Source organism: Bacillus sp. EB01 (assembly GCF_000613125.1).
In the GTDB taxonomy this organism is placed as follows: domain Bacteria; phylum Bacillota; class Bacilli; order Bacillales; family Cytobacillaceae; genus Bacillus_D.
On the sequence record NZ_HG964497.1, the window covers coordinates 2,496,932 to 2,517,188 of the forward strand.

A 20,257-nucleotide genomic window follows, 5' to 3' on the forward strand; every position below is an offset into this window, starting at 1 on the left:
TGACGTGGGAAATTGGAACACGTCATTTTTATTATTTATAGGGTCCTTAAGCAAGTTATAAAAAGTACGGTTTCATTAAACAGGACATTATTCCAGAAGGATAACGGCCTTTTTTGTCGAATCTGTTATTCAACGCGGCTGGTTTAATATGGAATTTTAATTTATGTATTTGTTTTTATTCCAAATCAATATATGAGGTGGAAGTTTTGCCTAAAATAGGCCTCTTAACAGTTACTCACGATCCGGATGGAAAAAACATAAGGTTATTCAATGAACTTCAAAGAGAACTAGAAGATATTTATGAAGAATTGTTTTTAACCATCAGTGAAGAATCTTCAATTGAGTACATCAAGGAAATGGAAAATAGCAAGTTTACTTTAAAAATTATTCCTAAAAAAGGCGCGGCCCAGGCAAGACGAGAAGTGGTGGATTTTGGGCTAAACGGAGAAAGTGACTATTACCATTACTGTGATTTTGACAGGCTTTTAACCTGGGGTGCAAATCATTTAAAAGAACTAAGAACGATTGTTTCTGCCATCCCAAATTACGATTATCTCATTTTGGGACGTACTGACAGAGCTATGAATACTCATCCGCCCGAATGGGTGGAGACTGAGAAAATAACAAACAAAATTTGTTCCCTTGAACTAGGTATGGACGTAGACATTACTGCTGGCTCCTGTTCATTTTCAAGAAAAGCCGCTGAATATATTAATAAATATTCGTGCGAAAAAATGACTGATTCTGAATGGGCAATGATCGCTCACAGGATTGCAAAATTGAAGGTAGATTATGCTTCGGTTGAGGGTTTAGAATATCACGAAGATATTAATGGATTAAACAGGGTTCTGAGTAATTCTGAAAAATGGTTAGGGAGATTGAGACTAGCTTTAATCATAAGCGAAACAGCAATTAAGACAGGAAAATAACTTGTTTTTTTGTCCATAAAGTTGGAAAGTGTCATACGTTTGTTTAAAAGGAGAAAGGAGGGATTCTGTTGTTAGTAATAATTGCGGCTTTATTTTTTATTGGGATTGTTTCTATTTCTTACATACACGGAGTATTATCCTTATTTGTATTTCTCGGATTAGTGATATTGTTATTTGCTAATAAAGAGAAACGTTTCGTTACATCCGTACTGTTATCGTTTCTAATTGGTTTTGTCTTGTTTTCGTTATCGAATGAGTTCATTGGAACGATGAACATTTCAAAGGAATTTAAAATTATTTTTAATCGTCTTTCTCTTGTTTTTATTATTTTAGGAATTGTTTTTAACCATTTCTTCTTTAAGAAGAAGGTGTCTTGGTACAATCAAAATGCTGATTGGAAAAATCCTATCGTCTTACCATTTCATAAAGTTGATATGTTTTGGTTTTGGCTAATTGGAATTGTTGTAAATGTAGTTATATATGCGATTTTTATCGTTCAAAAGGATATAGAGTTTACTCAATCTCTAGTTTTGTTTGGTATATTTTTTTCTCTTATTAATGCTGTTTTTGAGGAAGTTATTTGGAGGGGCACGCTGCTTTCGAGTCTTAAAGAATATACATCCACAGGGTATGCTATTGCCGTTACCAGTATTGGTTTTGGACTTCTTCATCTCTCAATTGGTTTTTCACTACCTCTCAGTCTAATAATTTCATTTGCAGGGGTAATATACGCACTAATCACACTTAAAACAAACAGTGTTTATCCAAGTATTTTTTTTCATTTCGTAATTAATATTGGAATGGTGTATAGCGGATTTATCATCTAAAACTCTAATTACTATTTTAATATACGTTGACTCAAAAGCAGTGATTTCGCCTAATGATTATCAGAAATTTACATATTTTCAAACAGGACATTTGAAGTTGAAAATTTGTTAGAGTAGAATAACTTTGTCTAGAAAATATATACATAACGGGGGATGACCATGAAAATAGCAGCACTTGTAGGCAGTGTTAGAAAAGAATCCTTGAATTTGCAGCTGGTTGAAACGCTTCGCGAGCGATACAGCGATACACTAGAAATTTCTGTTGTGGAAATTGCCGGGCTGCCATTTTACGATCAAGATCAGGAACTTGAACCTAGCGACGAAGTTAAACGCTTCAAAAGAGAAATTCTAAATGCCGATGCCGTATTGATTGTTACTCCGGAATACAACTGGTCTGTGCCGGGTGTTCTGAAAAATGCTCTCGACTGGCTATCACGTGTTGATTTTGTATTGAAAAATAAGCCTGTGTTAATTGCCGGTGCAACACCTGGTGTGATGGGTACCATCCGCGCCCAGCTGCATTTGCGACAAATCCTTTCCAGCCCTGGTCTTCAGGCGCGAGTACTGCAGCCTGCAGGCAACGAGATCTTAATAACACAAGCATTTGCGAAGTTTAAGGGTGGCAGGCTGGTTGATGAAGCTACGCTAGGATTCATCGATGAAGTCGTTGAGCGATTCATTGATTTTGCAAAAGCATAGAATGGAAATAATCCTTCAGGACTTCGAACCTGAAGGATTATTATTTTTCTGGAAGAATCTTCGGCGCAATTGCATGGCCTCCAAAAAGGGCCGCGGCCTGCAATAGTCCGAATGGCAGGGAGAAGAGCAGGTCGGAGAACATTAACATGTCCTCTGAAAATAATCGATAAAACAAGTAAAGAAAATATGGGAGTACAAGTAGCGAAGTTCCAGTCCCAAGAGCATACATACTTAAAAATATAGACTGGCCTATATGCATAAATAAGTGCAAGAAAAACAACACAGTGAATCCAATGAACAAGCCAAACATGTTTTGTTCAGCCGCGAGATAACAGGCGGGTATATAGATGACAAGTTGGAATAGAACCGGGATGGAAAATCTAGCCGAGGTGACTGTGGACATACTCTCAAAGGTTTTTAGCATAGATGCGGGAACCCGGGGTCGGACCTTATAGTAATTTTTCTTGAACCACGACTCTACAAAAATGATTTCCTCGAAATCATGAAGCATGAAGATAACCGGAAAAAGCCAAATCAGCGTTATCATACTAATATTCTCATTTATAAAAGATAGCATGTTCTTCCTACCCCACAATCGACTTTTGATTTTTTCGAGGGAACAGGGTGTAGCTATAGGAAATAAGGAAATCGATCGCCAAGACTACACCCCAAAGCGACATCACATTTACGAGCGCTTCGGTTTGCTTGCCTATCCCGATGAGTAGAATCATTGCGCAAAGAATGGCATTCCCAATTACCCATCCAAGTAGATGCCTATTAAACATTTGTCGCTCGTGTTTTGCATGCTCCTTACCGAACTTTGGTTTCAGTACTGGCTTTGGACCATTGGCAAACTTATAGGCAAAGCGCTCGTCGGCCCAATGTATCATTTTCTTTCCAAAAGCAATCGTCATTCCGATATAGTAGGCGGCTAGGCCATGTATGAAGGATGCTTCACTGCCGCTTTGCAGATCAATGGCGGTGGCAACGAGCAGTGCAAAATCAATTATAGGAGTCAATAACAGTAATACTGCACCCAGTTTTTTACGCTTAACTATATACCGAAAGAACAACCCCGCTACGATCATAATCCAAAACAACACTTCACAAGCAATTATCAAAAATCCAACCATTTTTTTCCTCCGTTTTTAAAAATAATATAACACAATCTGAAGGATATTGGACCTATGCAAAAATTCTTTACCAAAAAACAACGGGAAAATGACAAATTGGTCAAGTTGTTTTCTGAATACTCCGCACTTTAAGATATAATTTTAAAACCGCTGAATTACTATAAAAACTGTTCGAATTAATAAAAAAACCGCTGAATTATTTTCTGGACAGAGCAGTCACTCGCTGATTCGAATTGGTTTTTTTAATTGTATAAAAACCATTTAATTTTAAATTCCTATCGGATTAATATAATATAAAACTACTACATAGTTTTTAACCTAGGGGGATGTTGGAATGGAAAAATCGGCTGAGATAAGCAAGGACGGCTCATTCAAAAGACAGGGAAATAGATTTACAACTCCATTTGGCCAGGGGGAGGGGGAGCTGCCAGTTGAAGCGGGGCGGTATCGGTTGCTTTGGTCGGCAGTATGCCCATGGGCGCACCGGTCCGTCATTGTCAGAAGTGTGCTCGGGCTCGAAAATGTGATCAGTCTTGGGACTGCAAGTCCAATGAGGCCCAGGCTTCCGCATGTCGATTGGGAGTTTTCACTGGATGAAGGCGGAGTTGACCCGATTCTGGGCATCAAATATATGAGTGAAATCTATTTGGAAACTGACCAGGATTATTCCGGAAGGCCGACTGTTCCGGTCGTAGTAGATGTCAAAGAACGGAAGGTAGTCAATAATGATTATTTCCGGTTAACGAACTATTTTGAAACTGCCTGGGTACCTTTCCATAAGGAAAACGCACCGGATCTGTATCCAGAGCACCTGCGGGAAGATATTGATTCCCTGAACGATGTTATTTTTCATGAAGTGAACAATGGGGTTTACAAGTGCGGCTTTGCCAAGTCACAGGAGGCATATGAGCAGGCTTATGATACGTTATTTGCCCGGCTGGACGAACTTGAGGAACGATTGAGCTCGCGCCGGTTCCTATTTGGCGACTTCATAACTGATTCCGATGTCCGCCTCTATGCAACGCTGGTGCGTTTTGATGCTGCCTATTATGCCGCTTTTAAAACAAACCGCAACCGGATAGTTGATTTTCCGAATCTTTGGGGATACTTGCGCGACTTGTATCAGACTCCGGGGTTTGGCGATACGACCGATTTCCATGCTATCAAGGTACATTACCATCTTTCTAACCATATTGCGGCTGATGACCAAAAATCGAAAGGCATTTTGCCAAAAGGGCCAGATTTGAGCGGCCTGGTTACGAAGCATGGCCGTGAAGCAATCAGCGGTAAGCGTCAAAAATTTCTGGTACCGGGGAGCGAGGCCTAATGAACATTCGTGACGCGAAAAAAGAAGAATTACCTTTGATTCGTGAACAGCGGCTGGCTTCTTATGAGGAGCATTCTGGTAAAATTCCTGCCGACCATTGGAAGGCACTGAAAAAGGCGATCTCATCTGAAGCGGACCAGCAGCAGGGAGTCGAACTGATAGTCGCTGAGCTCAATGGTGAAATTGCAGGAAGTGTCGCCTTGTTTCCTGCAAAAAGCGATGCATATGAAGGGCAGCTGGATGAACTGGAACACCCGGAAATTCGTGTGCTTGCTGTTGAAAAGGCTTTTCGTGGCAAAGGAGTTGGGAAAGCTCTAGTACTTGAATGCATCGAGCGTGCCAGAGCGAAAGGGCACGGTGCTATCGGCCTGCATACCGGATCATTCATGGGTGATGCGATGAAACTATACGAAGGACTAGGCTTTGAGCGCCAGCCTGAATTCGATTTCGAGCCCGCCGATGACGGGATTATCGTTAAAGCATATCAATTAAAGTTGTAAGGGGAGGCCGGGCATGGAATTCATGTCCGGTTTGCTAGTTGCTGTGGGGTAAGCGGAAGTCTGCCTGCAAGGAGAAGCAATATACCTACCATAAAACGGTACGCGAAATTATTTATCCCCTTGTCACAATTTTATCGGACGGTTTTGGAAATTTATCACCCTCTTTAAAGATTATATCGGACAGTTTTACAATTATATCGGAAGTTTTAACAATCCAGACACATTTACACCCAAGGCACAAACAACAAAAAGGTCGGATACCAGAGAGCTGCCTGCAGGGTAATTTGTCTCACCATTAAACGGTCCGCGAAATTATTTATCCCTCTGTCACAATTTTATAACCCTGTTTCACATTTTTAACGGACGGTTTAACAATTATATCGTCCTGTTTCACAATTTTATCGGACAGTTTCACAATTATATCGCCCGTATTCACAATCCAGACACATTTACACCCAAGCCAAAACCACAAAAAAGCTGCCCAGCCACTATGGCCAGGCAGCTTTTCCTGCAAAGTTCAGCTATAAGAACTATTGTCCCTGCCGATTTCGCATTGCTTGTTCGCCAAGGGCGACGAGACGTTTCGTCATTTCGCCCCCAACCGAACCGTTCGCTCGTGCGGTCGTATCTGCACCAAGTTGTACTCCAAACTCATTGGCGATTTCCTCTTTCATCTGATTCAGCGCGTTCTCCGAACCAGGAACCACTAGTTTGTTTCTAGCCATGATGATCACTCCCCACGAAGGAATTGGGCAAGCCGCGAAAGCTCGCCCAACCTTAGTCTTCCCAGATCAAAGCAACTGATTCCAAACTTAATCCGCATAATAATTCTGCGTAAAATACGGCTGCGACTTCTCGTTAAATGCGACACCGACACCGAGGTACTCGTACTGGCTCTTTAAAATATTGTCTCGGTGCCCTTTGGAATTCATCAGCCCCTCATGGGCAAAAATACTGCTGAACTGGCCGTACGCCAGGTTTTCACCGGCAAGCATAAAACGTAAATTATCTTCTTCCATCCTATCGAAAGGGGATTCTCCATTAAGGTTCGTATGGCTGAAATAATTGTTCTTTGCCATGTCGGCACTATGCTTCCTCGCCGTTTCACGTACATGGTCATCCCACTCCAAGATTGGCAGTTGGTGATTGACACGGGTTGCATTCGTCAAGTCAAACAGCTGATATTCGAAGCCTTCCTTCAATGCACCGCTCGCATGGCCGTATAAATCTGTCTTCTTTTCCTCAATATCCTGTCTGACAAGCTGCAGAGCGGTGACTGTATTGCCCTCATGCTTATCGTAAAAAACAGTCACATACGCGCCGTCCTCAAAATAGATATCATAATCTTCTTGTTGCTGCAGGCGGTAGTGGATTCCGCCTTTTTGGATCGTCCGAAGCGGAGTCCCGAGCTTTTCACGGACAGCATCCTTCGCTGTGCCACGCTCGATCCCGTTTGTTGATGCAATTAAATCCTGGCCGGAATACAACCCAGCAACCCGATCTTCCTTATCATACATAACCATCACAAACTGTTGATATTCCTTATGGTACACATTCCAATTTAAACCGTATTCGTTAAGAGTTGATCGCTTTTCGCTGCCCAGCCGCTTCTCAACATCTGCCTTCACGTCGCCGAGCTCAATATTATAAACGGAAAACAACTGCTCAGGATTCTGCAGGTCAACCTTTTCAGGAGGGGCTGACTGTGTCTCGTCACGAACATCGTCTGTTATTTTTCCAAAAAGAACGCCGGCCTGCTCGATAAACTGCCTGAACGCTTCGGCAAATCTGTCTGCTGCATCACGGATTTCAGGATTTTCCGCAAGAGTTGTTACTTCAGCTTGAACCCGGTTCAAAGAATCTCCAGGGTTCTTAAAGTGGCCCTCGATTGTCGGCCACGAGAAATTTATTAAAAACACAAGCCCAATCAGCATAATCAATCGGCCCATACGCATCAGCCTCCATATCTTTAAAATTCTAACCAGTCCAGGAAGAATCTATAATCATTTCAGTCAATATTCTTTACCCAGTTTTATTCTATGTTACTAACTTATTTAACTAAAAAACCCGTTGTAACGCGAATGAAACAGTCTGTAAATTATCATCCAATTTTTAGCTAGGAAGCCTAAATCAGGGGGATTTACCGGCTCCGGAAAGATTTGGCTGGTTTTTGCAAAATTCCCGCCACAACAGAGCTCAGACGCGCCAACAGCACTTTGGCTAAAATTGGGACATGAAACGGAATGTTACAGCTGATAGCCTAGCCTTTAGAGAGCGAAACTGAAACTACTAGGAGGAAAATGAAAATGAACAAGTTTATCAAACTAGTACTTGCAGCCGGGCTCATCCTTTCGATGTCGGCTTTCACAAACGCTGCGCCAGCTGATGCAGCAGCAAACCACAGAGTACAAAAGGGCGAAACCTACTGGAAAATCGCCACGAAATACGGTGTTCCTATTAAAGAGTTAATGAAAATCAATAACGCTAATAACGCACAGCTTCCTATCGGCAAAAATCTCACAATCCCGAACTCTAGCATTACAGCAGCTGAAAAGGACCTGCTTGCCCGCCTAGTCCATGCCGAAGCAAAAGGCGAGCCTTATGCAGGTAAAGTTGCAGTTGCAACCGTTGTCTTGAACCGTGTCGCAAGCCAAGATTTCCCTGACACGATAAAAGGTGTCATCAATGAAGTCGCCAACGGATATTACGCATTTTCGCCAGTCCAAGACGGCTCCATTAACAAGCCGGCAGATGCTGAAGCAAAGCGCGCCGTCAACGAAGCTCTCGCATTCCAGGGCCAGGGCAATGGCAGCCTGTTCTTCTTCAACCCGGAAACAGCCGTTTCAAAATGGGTCTTCTCCCGCGAAACGACCATTACAATCGGCAACCACCGTTTTGCAAAATAGGAGCCTTTAAGCCTATGCCATCATGAAACTATCACATTAGCTACACCCGAGCGCCATCCTTTTTGGATGGCGCTTTATATTTGCAATTCGAAAAGCTTCGCAGGAAAAAAGGAAGATAATGGCGAAATAAGGAAGTACCCAGCTTGAAGGGAAAGGGAACAGACCATGAAAAAATACCTACTGCCAGCTGTTATTCTCATTATCTCGATTCTACTTCTGAACAATCTAACGGAGCCGCCTGAGAAAGAAAAGGAGGTAATTTCCGAAACAAAACTAGATTTGCTTCCTAGCATTACGACTTCTAGAGGATCGAAGGAAGTTTTGTTAGTGGAAAAGGAAGGCGTGGCACCCCACAGTATATCCAAACAGAAGCTTACCAAGATAATGGAAAAGGCTGAAGCCATCACGGTATCGCCATGGGAACGCCTGTCCATCACCTATCCAATTTATCCGAGTAAAGTGACATTTACAGAATTTGATCCTGAACTGGGGATAATCGACTACGACCAAGAAGGAGACTTGTATATGGTCCCTGGGGATCCAGGGATTAGAGGGCTTATTATTACAGCCGAATGGGCGCAGGGAGGGAAAGCGACTTACTTTGCAAAAATCGATGTAGAGAGGTTGTACTCCTATCAAGAAATGATTTCAGCAAATCCTGAGAGTTTTACGGTCATTGCGTTTTCAGAAGAGGAAACCATGCTGGATATTCCTGAAAGCGAGGATGGCACATACGTCGTCCATACCTTACAAGGTTCTCAGGAGGAATTAGAAAGAAAATTTCCGGAACTAGGACTAGCAGTACTTCCTGCATTTTTTGTCTTCCAAACCTCCAGTATGATTTTGCAAACAGTCGAGTACGACCAATTGATTTCTTTTTTGACCAAGAATGAACTATTCGTTTATGAGGGAGAAACCGAAAATTGGAAGGTAACATTAACAATTGAACAAAAAATCGGTAATGGAACCTTCAAAACGTATCTTACTTACAAAGGGAAAAAAGGGGATGAAATTGGCCAATTTGAAACGACTGTGAATGGTCCATCATGGTCAGTAGGGGAAGGCGGACATCAACTGGATGAGAATAACCAGTCGACCGCCGGTAATATGATTACTTGGCCAATAGAAGAAACAGGAAATGTGAACTATATAGTGAAATGGGATGGAAAGGAAGAAACAATTCCACTGATATTGAAAGAACATCACCCATAAGTACGACTCATTCATAATCGATATACATAATAATGTAAACTGAGACACTCTGACCAATTGAGGGGGAAACAAGGTGAAAAAATACATACTGCCGGCGATTATCATGATTATTTCCATCTTCTTTTTGAATGTGGTAATCGACCAGCCGAAAGAGGAGAAAGCTTCCTCGAAAGAGAAAGAAACTGAGAAAAAAGCTAGTACCGAACCCACCATCCGGCTGTCGTCATCCTCCGATTCCAAGCCCATGGTACTTTTAAAGGAAGGGACAACAGACCCTTCCGGCATCTCCGCTAAAAAGATAAAGAAGGCCATCAAAAAAGCTGAGGCCGTCGATACCAATCCCTTTGATCATCTGCTGCCGTCGTTTCCGGATGCTCCAAATAGTGTTATTTTTTATGAATGGCAGGCTCAGTCAGAGCTAATTAGTCCTCCAATTGGAGCCGAATCACTTCAGTCTCCACGATACCCGGGGGAAAAGGTGTTCATTCTCAGTGCTGAATGGCCTGACGGGAAGAAAGGAATTTACCTGTCAAAGGTCAATGTACTACGGACATCGTCCTACCAGCAGTTGCTTGCTCCCGAAATGGATCGATTAACTGTGCTGGGATTTTTCGAACCAGACTATGACTATGAGATCCCGGCAAGCCCCTATGAAACATATGTAAAACGTGAAGTTAAAGGTACCCCGGGAGAGCTAAAGACTGCATATCCTGATCTCCCGCTCGAGATGCTGCCTGCTTTCTTTGTCTTCAAGAATGATATGATTATGTTTCTGACTAATGATTTCACTGAACTCCAGACATTTTTAACAAAAGAAACGACGAGCGTATATGAGGGCGAGTCAGAAAATTGGCAAGTACAGTTTACAATCAAGGATAGTGTCGGACACACAATGGCCGACGCTATGATTAAGCATAAAGGCAAGAGCACTCCACCAAAAGGTGAATTTGAGATTGACGTTATGTTCAAGGATACTTGGACATGGGGCGCTGGGGGACTTATGCTTAATGACCAAAAAGAAGCTTTAACATCAATAGGAACGTCCGAACAGCTCACGGAACTTAAAGATTTTGAAGTTATAGTACGCTGGGATGGCAAAGAAGAAAAAGTGAAAGTGCAAAAATCAGAATGATAAGAAGGCCTCCTTAACCAGGAGGTTTTTGTATGGTATGATGGTAAAAGAATTTTTCTAAGTGAGGCGTTTATAAATTGAAACATTACCATACTCTGCTTTTCGATGTGGATAACACGCTGCTTGATTTTACAGCAACAGAACAAGAAGCGCTTCGTTCTCTTTTCCAATCGGAGGGCCTGTCATTTACTCCTGAATTGCTGTTTGCTTACAAGCAGCTGAACCAAAGCCTTTGGACCGCATTCGAGCAAGGAACGATTACAAGGGATGAACTTTTCTATACCCGATTCTCGCGCTTTTTCAGCGGATTGGGCAAAGATGTTGATGGTGTCCTGCTTGAATATAAATACCGCAGCCTTCTTGATGAAGGGCACCACTTAATCCCTGGGGCAATGGATCTTATCATGCGTCTCCATGAAAATCACAATCTTTATATCATCACCAACGGCATCTCGCAAACACAACACCGGCGTTTGACCGATTCCGGACTGCTGCCGTTTTTCAAAGACGTTTTCGTTTCCGAGGATACAGGCTACCAGAAGCCTATGAAGAAATATTTTGAGTATGTGATTGAGCGGATTCCCGGTTTTGAACCCGAAAACACACTCATCATCGGCGATTCCCTAACCGCTGACATTAAGGGCGGCAACCTGGCTGGTATTGACACGTGCTGGTTTAATCCTGGAATCGAAGCCAATGAAACTGACATTCTGCCAACCTATGAAATCAGGAGCCTTGACGAACTTCATGATATTCTTGTACCGGACCTGACTGCTGTCCGCTAAAGAACAAAGGCGTAACCCGCTGGTTTCCCTGGCAAAAGAAAAGGCCGGCCTAAGCCAGCCTGTCATCACAATCATCCTTTTAACGACTTGTTTTCAATCGAGACAATCGTATGATCTTTTTCAATTTCGAATACCTGCTTGAAGATATCGGAAACTCGATCTCCAAGGATTTGCTTCGATCTTGGCTTGCTTTCATCATGTTTAATAAACGTAATCACATACTGCGGCATAAGCTGTCCTCCTGGTGTTGTCTGGCTTTCTACCCTTATACCCGCATAAACTCGGGATATAACAGACTTTTGTCGAAAAAACACACATATCAAAAATATGAAAGGGGGCTGTGCGATGAGGATTCGAGGCCTGTCAATGGTTATCATCGGAGCTGCATTCTGGGGAATGACCGGCCCGCTGATGGAGTGGCTTTTAAAAGATACTGGCGTAACTGTTGCCTTTCTGCTATCAATCCGGCTCCTGATTTCGGGTGTGATGTTGTTATCAATTGTTGCGTTTTCCAACAACAAGATTTTTGGTGTCTGGAAAAGCAAGTTCTGGTGGTCCCGTCTCATCCTTTTTAGCATGGTCGGAATGCTTGGGCTTCAGTACTCGTTCGTCGCAGCCATTCATGCAAGTAACGCAATAATGGCAACACTCCTGCAATTCTCGGCCCCAATTTTTATCATCATTTTTGTTTCGGTAACAGCGAGGAAACTTCCTGGCAAGCAGCAGTTGATTGGTGTGGCCGGAACGCTAATCGGATTGTTTTTCCTTTTAACAAATGGCTCTCTTGATACACTTGTTGTTAGCCGGGAGGCACTTATTTGGGGGCTATTGCTGGGTTTAGCCTTCGCATTCTATGCCCTGTATCCGCTGCGCCTGATGAATGAATGGGGAGTCCTGACCATTGTAGGCTGGGCGATGTTTATATCCGGCTGCACACTTTCTTTGGCCACCAGGGTCTGGACCTCGCCTGGCTGGGCCGCAATCGCCAACTGGGAAACGATCGGATTGTTTTTTATCCTGATTTTGTTCGGGACAATGGCCTTCGTCCTGACACTCGGCAGCCTGAAATACATAACACCAGTCGAAAACAGCATCCTTGGAAGTGTCGAGCCGCTAACCGCCATGGTCATTTCGGTCATCTGGTTCGGAACCATCCTCCACGGCCTGCAGCTATTTGGAGCACTCTGTATGCTCACTTTCATCATTTGGCTTTCAGTCTTGAAGGACAAACCTGCTGCAACCGCCGAACTAACCTAAATACTTTTATGCCGCCTGCGAGGCGGTTTTTTGTTGAGCAGAATTTAGGGATAGGGAGTTTAGTTAATTATCCGAGAGGACGGTTTTCGCATCTTTCCAAGACAAATATATCCGAAAACTCTATTGCTTAATCCGAGCCGACATATTTATTCGCCTAACCATGGCACTCTATAAGGTAAAAAAGTTCCGGCATACCCAAAAGTGTTGGAACCAGCGTAAAATAGATTGTAGTTTAGGACATATGTCCTTTTAACAATAAGTAATCATCCTCATAATGGACATATTGAAAGAGGAGGTAACTTATGCGCGGAATAATTTTTGCATTATTGGCCGGAGGTTTCATTACACTCCAGGGCGTTGTAAATTCAAGAATTAGTGGAGATATTGGAACATGGCAGGCAGCCACAGTCACACAATTTACGGGTTTCATTGCAATTTTTTTAGTACTGCTGGTTATGAGGGATAAGGGCTGGAAGGGGTTTAGACAGGTAAAACCCATGTATTTGTCTGGCGGAACCTTTGGGGCAATTGTTGTTTCCACTTCAGTGGCAGCAATCCAGCTAATTGGTGTTACAGTTATGACTGCAACTTTTCTAATATCACAGCTTGCCATTACGTTTGCCATTGATGCCAATGGCTGGTTTGGGGTTAAAAAAGAGCAGGTGAAGCTGCCGCAATTCATTGGAATTGCCCTGATGATTGTTGGAGTGCTGATTTTAAACCTATAGGGGTTGGAGACTATTGAAAGAAGTAAGAGACCGGAAGTTGCTTGATCATTTTATAAAAAAATATCAATTTGCCTCTATTTTTCCTGAATCCTTCCTTGAGTATTTAACTCTATACTCTTTTGAGCGAGGCGAATTGATTTGCAGCCAGGGACAAGCTTCGAGCAATTTGTTCGTGCTTGTAGAGGGGAAATTTAAGGTGTATAGGACTTCACCAGAAGGAAGAACCCTCATTCTTTCGTTCGAGACACCGGTAGCCCTCATCGGAGATATTGAATTTGTACAAAACACAAATATAATAAATACCGTAGCAGCAGTATCGACTGGGTATTTATTCGGAGCCAACTATCAGGTTATAAATAGATACATGGGTAATTTCGCCCCATTCCTTAAATATTTATTAAAGATGATTACAAAGAAGTTTTATGTTGAGGAATATTCCTTTAACTTCAATTTGATGTATCCCGTAGAAGTGCGGCTCGCCAGTTATTTACTTTCCGTATCATTCGAAGAGCCGGAAACAGAATCTGCCCAATCTATCAATATTTCTGATATAGCCAGCTTGATTGGTACAAGTTACCGCCATATGAATCGGGTCCTCACCAAATTTTGCGACGAAGGCCTTGTTGAGCGGAAGAGAGGACTAATCAAGATTAAGAACCGGGACGGGCTTGAGGCTTATGCAAGCCGAAGTATTTATGAACCATAATTAAGATAGCAAGCGATAGAAGGGAGATATCATTATGCTAGCAGGCCTTATAATAGCCATTATTGGCGGTGCATTTGTTGGTATTCAAAACATTTTTAATAGCAGAGTTAATGAAAAAGCCGGAACCATCTCTACGACAACATTGGTATTGGGCCTTGGTTGCTTCGCTTCATTTATCATCGGCATTTTTGTTGAAGGAACTGCAATGTTCAACTTGGAGAATATGGAGACATGGTATTGGTTTGGAGGACTAACAGGCATTGGCGTGGTAGCGTGTATAGTTCAAAGTTTTAAATACTTGCGGCCAACATACGCCATGTCCATCGTCCTTGTCGCACAATTAGCAATAGCCATATTGTTTGACACCCAGGGCTGGCTAGGCCTGGAAAAGCTGGACTTGACACCTAACAAGTTGATAGGAGCGCTTGTCATTGTTGCAGGAATCCTCGTTTTCAAGTTTGCAGGGCAAGACAAGGAATTAGCCAAAGAGTGAAGTTTCTGATGAAGAAAAGTGTTAGTTATATATATCCGATGAATGACAACTCAGGCAGTCCATTGAAGCAAAATGTCATTCATTAAGCTAATGAATGACAACTCGGGCAGCCCATTGAAGCCAAATGTCATTCATTAAGCCGATGAATGACAACTCGAGCAGCCCGCTGAAGCCAAATGTCAGTCATAAAGACGATGAATGACAACTCAGGCAGTCCCAGGAAGACAGATGTCATTCATAAAGACGATGAATGACATCTCGGGTTTGGTGAGGCAGCGAACTGTCATTCATTAACTTCATGGGTGAAAAATAGGGAGTAGATTGAATCAAAGTGAAAAGCCGCTCATACAGACATAGTATGAGCGGCTTGCGAGGAACACTTTTCCCATGCTTTTATCGAAGGGTTTACACATAATTGCAGTCTAATTGGGCCTCCTCACGGAAGAGGTCCATTTTTGTGGTGAAACACAGTCAAAAGGTTCAGCCTATTTTCACCTTTAAACTGCCTCTGTTAGCCCTTGACGCTATGCTAAGTGCATTTTCAAAGTCGATCAGGATATCGTCACAGTCCTCAAGTCCAACCGAGAAGCGGAGCAGTCCGTCGGTGATGCCGCGTTTCTCCCTTTCGTCAGTTGGTATTGCAGCATGTGACATGGTTGCTGGATAGGAGAGGATTGATTCGACGGCTCCAAGGCTGACTGCAAATACAGGTATTTGCAAGTTTTCCACGACCGATCTGGCAATGTCCCGATTTGGAAGGCGGAAGGAAAGGACCGCCCCTGCACCTGTTGCCTGGCTGAAGTGGACAGAATGGCCGGGATGGTCAGAGAGCCCTGGATAAAATACTCCCTCAACCAAAGGGTGCTGCTTCAAATATTTCGCAATCCGCTCAGCTGACCGAGTGGAAGACCCAAGCCGTACACTTAAAGTCTTCATTCCTTTTAGAAGCTCGTAGCAATCCGGCACACCTAAAATAGCTCCAAACGAATTTTGGATAAAATAAAGCTCATTCGCAAGTTCTTCATCCTTGGCAACTGCAAGTCCTGCAACAACATCGCTATGACCGGACAGGAACTTTGTTGCACTGTGGAGAACGAGGTCTGCTCCAAGTTCCAATGGCTTTTGATAAAGAGGCGTCAAAAACGTATTATCTACGTAAAGACGACATCGGTGCAGTTTCGAAAGCTCTGCCACTTTTTTAATATTGGTAATCTGAAGAAGAGGGTTGGACGGTGTTTCTACATAAACAACTTTTGTATTCGGTTTGAATGAGCTGGACACCTCAGTTAAATTTGTCATATCGACAACCGTATGTTCAATCTGGAATTTAGTTAATACTTGGGTCACCAACCTGAAGGTGCCGCCATACACGTCCTTAGAAATCAGCACATGGTCGCCTGCCGATAAAAGCATAAATGCCGATGAAATGGCCGCCATCCCAGATGCAAATGCGAAGCCTTTCACTCCGCCTTCAAGAGCTGCAATTGTTTCTTCAAGCACTTGACGGGTTGGATTTCCGGATCTGCTGTAATCGTAGTCTCCAAACGAATCGAACTTGTTTTGGTGAAAGGTTGATGAATAGTAAAGAGGTGGATTGACCGCTCCGTTTTTCTCTTCCTTGAATGCGTGCTGATTCACGACTTTCGTGTTAAATGAGTACGTTTGCTTTGTCATGTCCTTTTTCCTCCTCAGCTATTTTTATAAAAGCCTGATCCAAGTCCGCTTTCAAGTCATCAATATATTCAACTCCGACTGCAAACCGGAGCAGGCAATTATCAATACCGTTTTTCAAACGAATCTCTTCGGGGATGTCTGCGTGTGTTTGCGTTGCTGGATAGGTAATAAAACTTTCAACGCCTCCAAGGCTTTCAGCAAATGAGATGAGTTTTAAATTCCGCAGAAGAGGGGCAACCCATTCCTCCTTATGAACACGGAACGACACCATGCCGCCTTTGCCAGGATAAAGGACATCCCTTACTTCGTGACGCACCTTTAGGTAGCCCACAATGTCGGATGCATTTTGCTGATGGCGTTCCATCCTTAAACCAAGCGTTTTGAGACCGCGAATTAAAAGCCAGCTATCGAATGGAGATAAAACAGCCCCAATACTGTTGTGATTTGTTGCAAGCCTTTCACAAAGTTCAGCACCCTTGGCAATCACCAATCCCGCAAGCACATCATTATGGCCGCCAATGTATTTTGTGGCACTATGAATGACAATGTCTGCTCCAAGTCCAATTGGTTTTTGCAAAAAAGGAGTGAGGAAGGTGTTGTCAACGATCAGCAAAAGCCCATATTTCCTTGCAACTTTCGATACCTTTTCAATATCAATTTCCTGCATAAGAGGATTGGTTGGTGTTTCGATAAAGATGGCTTTCGTGTTTTCATTTAACACTTTTTCAATTTCCGAGGTTTCATTACAGTTAACATAATGGGGTCTGACCCCGTATAATTCCGAATAGTTAGCGAAGAGACGGAAGGTGCCACCATAAAGATCAGTCGAGGCAATCAGTTCGTCACCAGTTTTAAAGAGGGAGAGGACGAGCTGGACTGCGGCCATTCCGGAACTGCAGGCAAATCCCTGGTCGCCTTTTTCAAGGTGGGCAACATTCTCTTCGAGCAGAGCACGGGTAGGGTTTTTTGTTCTTGTATAATCGTAGCCTGTCGATAAGCCAAGTCCATCATGACGGTAAGCAGTGGAGAGATAGATAGGCGGATTAACAGCTCCAGTAGTGTTTTCACTACGGTTTCCGATTTGGACTAAATCAGTCTGGATATGGTGGTTTTTCACAGTATTTCCTCCTTAATGAGTAGTATGAGGAGAAAGGTTAGAGGACAAAAATAAAAGGACTTCCATAAGAAGAAGTCCCGAAATGTCATCCGTTTCCTCTTATCTGTCAGGCTTTTAACCTGCTGGAGTTAGCACCATCGCTGATAAAAATCAGCCGGTTGCTGAGGCTTCATAGGGCCAGTCCCTCTGCCTCTCTGGATAAGAACAGTTATGAAATTATTTGAAATATTAAAACTACATTAACTTATAAAAAAAGATTTAGCAAGCGAAAACATAATTAAATGCTTAACACTTATAGATTTAAGTCGGTAAAGACTACGCTTAAACATCATTTGAATCAAGGATCTAAGCGTTTAAATTTTATGCATAGAAACCTCACTTAAAATACTGAATAACCGTTCCGCTGCCATTCTCATAACGAACCTCGCCAAAGGCACCATTAATAAACGTTATCTGCGGCGGCATATGTCCGCAGTCAATATCATATACGATTGGCACGCTTAATTCTTCGGCTAAATCGCTGTATACATCCTCGGCAGTATAGCCTTCTACCGGGTGGTTGGCGTCGCTTCTTCCAAACAAAAGCCCGCTGCAATTTTCGAACCAACCGGCAAGCTTCAATTGCACGAGTGACCTGCGCAGGTCGGTTGCAGACAAGTCACAGTTCTCAAAATACCAAATGACCGGTTCACCCGGAATGTAAGTTTCCCTAAAGGCTTTGACGTCCCCGAACGGAGTGCCTGCAGCATGGTGGATTATATCAATACAGCCTCCCAACAGACGTCCAGCCATTCGTTCACTGCCGCCTGAAACAGATTTCCATTCCGTTTGCTCTGTTAAATGGAACAAGCAAGGAGTAGGAGTGTCATGGGACCATTTTAGCTGGAATTTTTTCGATGATGTCTGTGTAACGCTTCCACTGTTTTTGGTTTTTAGGACTGTTTCCCACATCGCTGTCGTTGGATCTGAAAATACGCCACGCAAATCGACGAGATTTGTACCGTGCGCTGTTGCAATGCCTGTTTTCAAGGTGATTGCAAATAGGAGTAGGCTAGTATCTGAATAACCAAGTATCCACTTGGCTGGGATATTTTTATAATCAATCAAATCCAGTATTTCTATTAGAAGCTCGCCACCCCAAGGGGGGATGATGATGTCTACTTCCGGGTCGGCCAACATGCTATTTAATTCATCGGCACGTTGCTTTGCCGGTGCCGATTTGGCCTTATAATCGGTCCAAACAGTTTCTCCAATAGAAATATTATAACCTTTTTCCTCCAGCCGCTTCCTTGCCTGCTTCACAATTCCATGCAATTCTTCCGGGACACCCGATGAAGGTGCAGTCACCCCGATTGTTGCTCTTTCTTTTAAAAGCGGATACCTAATCATCAGCATCATTCCCATCTAACTTTTTACCGATATACTTTTCGCTATAAAAAATAATAATCCTTCTTTTTGCAGACACTAAATGAAAGCAGAAAAGTAAAAGGGGGTGCCGAAATGGCAAAGAACAAAAACAAGGAAAGCAAGCGTGCCATGCCAAAGACCGATGTCGAGTTTGCCAACAATGGGCTGGAACGAATTGCACTAAAAGCGCAGAAAACAAAACAGGACAAGTAAATGTACTAGGTTCGTGGTGGAAAAATCTTGTCCCGTGCCGCTACGATTAATCCACTAAATGTGGTTTCGTGGAAAAATCTTGTCCCGTGCGGCTACGATTAAACCACTAAATGTGGTTTCGTGGAAAAATCTTATCTCGGATCACTACTATTAATCCACTAAATGCGGTTTCGTGGAAAAATCTTGTATCGTATCACTACGATTAATCCACTAAATACAGTTTCGTAGAAAAATCTTGTATCGTATCACTACGATTAATCCACTAAATACGGTTTCATGGAAAAATCTCTTATCATGCCACCAGGATTGATCCAATAAAAATGGAAAGAAGAAGACTGCAGCATTGCAGCCTTCTTTTTTCCTTTCACCCTCTTTAAAGAGTGTTCTTCTTGTTATATTCTGTAAATAAAGGAAACCTAAGGAGGTTTAGGGATGGGTTCTATTGTACGTGTGATTTGGATTATTCTTCTACTTATTTTCGGCGCTTTGTTTTTTGTAAAGGGAATACAACTTTGGAAGAGTATTGCGACAGTCGATGGGAATGGAATTGGACTGACTTTTCTAGGTTTTGAGGTATCCGATTCTGTGAAACTTGATGAGATTCGCTATTATGCGGGAATCTTTATTTCAGGAGGAATTGCTTCCTTTATTCTTGCTGTTTCTCAATATGGGAGGGCCTATATTGCCTACTATAGATAAGGAATCATACATAGTAGAAACGAATCGTTTACGGTTGAGAAAAATGACAAGGGAGGATACCGACCATCTCATGTCCATTTTTTCCGATCCCATTGCCATGCAATTTTACCCATCAACCAAAACGACAGAGGATGCTGAGAAGTGGATTTCCTGGAACTTAGATCTATATCAGAAATACAGTACAGGGCTTTGGATTTGTGAGCGGAAGGAAGACGGGGCTTTTGTAGGCCAATGCGGAATCGTTCCACAAATTGTAGATGGTGTAAATGAGATGGAAATCGGCTATCTATTTGTAAGAAAGAATTGGGGCAAAGGTTATGCAACAGAGGCAGCACTTGCTGTGAAGGATTATGGATTCGATAAGTTAGGATTAAACAGGATTATATCTATGATTTTTTATAAAAATGAGCCTTCGATACGTGTTGCCGAACGGATTGGCATGGTGCTCGAGAAACGAACGATCGTAAAAGGCCGGGAAACGCTGATATATTTTACTACTAGGAGGAATTAAAT

23 protein-coding genes and 1 riboswitch are annotated in these 20,257 nt (G+C 42.7%); of the genes, 15 read left to right on the forward strand and 8 right to left on the reverse strand.

Annotation, left to right across the window (positions count from 1 at the left end; translation table 11 throughout):
• Positions 1–206 precede the first annotated feature (206 nt).
• The 3 genes from TY16_RS11385 to TY16_RS11395 all read left to right on the forward strand — a co-directional run bounded on the left by TY16_RS11385 (position 207) and on the right by TY16_RS11395 (position 2,455).
• Positions 207–929, forward strand: coding sequence for a hypothetical protein (locus TY16_RS11385; RefSeq protein ID WP_052342689.1), 723 nt, complete (start codon positions 207–209; stop codon positions 927–929).
• A 68-nt stretch (positions 930–997) separates the two neighbouring features.
• On the forward strand, positions 998–1,756 hold the full coding sequence (locus TY16_RS11390) for a CPBP family intramembrane glutamic endopeptidase (protein ID WP_052342690.1): 759 nt from the start codon (positions 998–1,000) through the stop codon (positions 1,754–1,756).
• A 159-nt stretch (positions 1,757–1,915) separates the two neighbouring features.
• On the forward strand, positions 1,916–2,455 hold the full coding sequence (locus TY16_RS11395; protein WP_043932061.1) for an NADPH-dependent FMN reductase: 540 nt from the start codon (positions 1,916–1,918) through the stop codon (positions 2,453–2,455).
• A 40-nt stretch (positions 2,456–2,495) separates the two neighbouring features.
• Here the strand turns inward: TY16_RS11395 and TY16_RS11400 are convergent, their stop codons facing one another.
• Both TY16_RS11400 and TY16_RS11405 read right to left on the reverse strand, forming a co-directional pair.
• Positions 2,496–3,002: an HXXEE domain-containing protein gene (locus tag TY16_RS11400; RefSeq protein WP_197028387.1), complete on the reverse strand. Its 507-nt coding sequence runs from the start codon at positions 3,000–3,002 to the stop codon at positions 2,496–2,498.
• A gap of 37 nt (positions 3,003–3,039) precedes the next feature.
• Positions 3,040–3,588 (reverse strand): hypothetical protein, encoded by a 549-nt coding sequence (locus TY16_RS11405; protein ID WP_043932063.1) that lies wholly within the window; start codon positions 3,586–3,588, stop codon positions 3,040–3,042.
• 334 nt (positions 3,589–3,922) lie between these two features.
• Between TY16_RS11405 and TY16_RS11410 the strand changes: the two genes are divergently transcribed.
• Complete coding sequence (locus TY16_RS11410) at positions 3,923–4,915, forward strand: glutathione S-transferase family protein (protein ID WP_043932064.1); 993 nt, start codon at positions 3,923–3,925, stop codon at positions 4,913–4,915.
• Positions 4,915–5,415 (forward strand): GNAT family N-acetyltransferase, encoded by a 501-nt coding sequence (locus tag TY16_RS11415; protein ID WP_043932065.1) that lies wholly within the window; start codon positions 4,915–4,917, stop codon positions 5,413–5,415. The genes TY16_RS11410 and TY16_RS11415 overlap by 1 nt, the downstream gene beginning before the upstream one ends.
• A gap of 530 nt (positions 5,416–5,945) precedes the next feature.
• Here the strand turns inward: TY16_RS11415 and TY16_RS11425 are convergent.
• Together TY16_RS11425 and TY16_RS11430 are read right to left on the reverse strand one after the other, a co-directional pair.
• Positions 5,946–6,140, reverse strand: a complete 195-nt coding sequence (locus tag TY16_RS11425; RefSeq protein WP_043932068.1) for an alpha/beta-type small acid-soluble spore protein — start codon at positions 6,138–6,140, stop codon at positions 5,946–5,948.
• Positions 6,141–6,227: 87 nt separating this feature from the next.
• Entirely contained in the window at positions 6,228–7,364 is a 1,137-nt protein-coding gene (locus tag TY16_RS11430; RefSeq protein WP_043932069.1) for a CAP-associated domain-containing protein, read from the reverse strand.
• Positions 7,365–7,721: 357 nt separating this feature from the next.
• On the opposite strand from TY16_RS11430, the gene TY16_RS11435 reads away from it, so the two are divergent.
• The 4 genes from TY16_RS11435 (at position 7,722) to TY16_RS11450 (ending at position 11,450) form a co-directional block, all read left to right on the forward strand.
• Complete coding sequence (locus TY16_RS11435) at positions 7,722–8,321, forward strand: cell wall hydrolase (RefSeq protein WP_052342691.1); 600 nt, start codon at positions 7,722–7,724, stop codon at positions 8,319–8,321.
• A gap of 165 nt (positions 8,322–8,486) precedes the next feature.
• On the forward strand, positions 8,487–9,533 hold the full coding sequence (locus TY16_RS11440) for a hypothetical protein (protein ID WP_043932071.1): 1,047 nt from the start codon (positions 8,487–8,489) through the stop codon (positions 9,531–9,533).
• A gap of 73 nt (positions 9,534–9,606) precedes the next feature.
• Positions 9,607–10,665, forward strand: a complete 1,059-nt coding sequence (locus TY16_RS11445; protein WP_043932072.1) for a hypothetical protein — start codon at positions 9,607–9,609, stop codon at positions 10,663–10,665.
• A 77-nt stretch (positions 10,666–10,742) separates the two neighbouring features.
• On the forward strand, positions 10,743–11,450 hold the full coding sequence (locus TY16_RS11450) for a YjjG family noncanonical pyrimidine nucleotidase (protein ID WP_043932073.1): 708 nt from the start codon (positions 10,743–10,745) through the stop codon (positions 11,448–11,450).
• A gap of 71 nt (positions 11,451–11,521) precedes the next feature.
• On the opposite strand, the gene TY16_RS26195 is transcribed toward TY16_RS11450, so the two are convergent.
• Positions 11,522–11,680 (reverse strand): hypothetical protein, encoded by a 159-nt coding sequence (locus tag TY16_RS26195; protein WP_155922221.1) that lies wholly within the window; start codon positions 11,678–11,680, stop codon positions 11,522–11,524.
• Between the two features lie 115 nt (positions 11,681–11,795).
• Between TY16_RS26195 and TY16_RS11455 the strand changes: the two genes are divergently transcribed.
• The 4 genes from TY16_RS11455 (at position 11,796) to TY16_RS11470 (ending at position 14,634) form a co-directional block, all read left to right on the forward strand.
• Positions 11,796–12,707 carry a DMT family transporter gene (locus TY16_RS11455; RefSeq protein WP_043932074.1) on the forward strand — a complete coding sequence of 304 codons (912 nt, stop codon included), beginning with the start codon at positions 11,796–11,798 and terminating at the stop codon, positions 12,705–12,707.
• Positions 12,708–13,009: 302 nt separating this feature from the next.
• The gene (locus tag TY16_RS11460) at positions 13,010–13,435 is read left to right on the forward strand and encodes a DMT family transporter (protein WP_043932075.1); all 426 of its coding nucleotides are present in this window, start codon (positions 13,010–13,012) and stop codon (positions 13,433–13,435) included.
• Positions 13,436–13,448: 13 nt separating this feature from the next.
• On the forward strand, positions 13,449–14,141 hold the full coding sequence (locus TY16_RS11465) for a Crp/Fnr family transcriptional regulator (RefSeq protein ID WP_043932076.1): 693 nt from the start codon (positions 13,449–13,451) through the stop codon (positions 14,139–14,141).
• Between the two features lie 34 nt (positions 14,142–14,175).
• Positions 14,176–14,634, forward strand: a complete 459-nt coding sequence (locus TY16_RS11470) for a DMT family transporter (protein ID WP_043932077.1) — start codon at positions 14,176–14,178, stop codon at positions 14,632–14,634.
• A gap of 480 nt (positions 14,635–15,114) precedes the next feature.
• Here TY16_RS11470 and metC read toward each other — a convergent pair whose 3' ends face one another.
• The 3 genes from metC to TY16_RS11485 all read right to left on the reverse strand — a co-directional run bounded on the left by metC (position 15,115) and on the right by TY16_RS11485 (position 18,814).
• Positions 15,115–16,308 (reverse strand): cystathionine beta-lyase, encoded by a 1,194-nt coding sequence (metC, locus tag TY16_RS11475; RefSeq protein WP_043932078.1) that lies wholly within the window; start codon positions 16,306–16,308, stop codon positions 15,115–15,117.
• The gene (locus TY16_RS11480; protein ID WP_043932079.1) at positions 16,283–17,425 is read right to left on the reverse strand and encodes a methionine biosynthesis PLP-dependent protein; all 1,143 of its coding nucleotides are present in this window, start codon (positions 17,423–17,425) and stop codon (positions 16,283–16,285) included. Before TY16_RS11480 ends, metC begins: the two co-directional genes overlap by 26 nt.
• 96 nt (positions 17,426–17,521) lie before the next feature.
• A riboswitch (SAM riboswitch) is annotated at positions 17,522–17,630 on the reverse strand.
• Between the two features lie 170 nt (positions 17,631–17,800).
• The gene (locus TY16_RS11485) at positions 17,801–18,814 is read right to left on the reverse strand and encodes a S66 family peptidase (protein WP_043934669.1); all 1,014 of its coding nucleotides are present in this window, start codon (positions 18,812–18,814) and stop codon (positions 17,801–17,803) included.
• A gap of 663 nt (positions 18,815–19,477) precedes the next feature.
• Between TY16_RS11485 and TY16_RS11490 the strand changes: the two genes are divergently transcribed.
• Positions 19,478–19,744: a hypothetical protein gene (locus TY16_RS11490; RefSeq protein ID WP_043932080.1), complete on the forward strand. Its 267-nt coding sequence runs from the start codon at positions 19,478–19,480 to the stop codon at positions 19,742–19,744.
• Positions 19,728–20,255: a GNAT family N-acetyltransferase gene (locus TY16_RS11495; protein ID WP_269320294.1), complete on the forward strand. Its 528-nt coding sequence runs from the start codon at positions 19,728–19,730 to the stop codon at positions 20,253–20,255. The genes TY16_RS11490 and TY16_RS11495 overlap by 17 nt, the downstream gene beginning before the upstream one ends.
• The last annotated feature ends 2 nt before the right edge of the window (positions 20,256–20,257 follow it).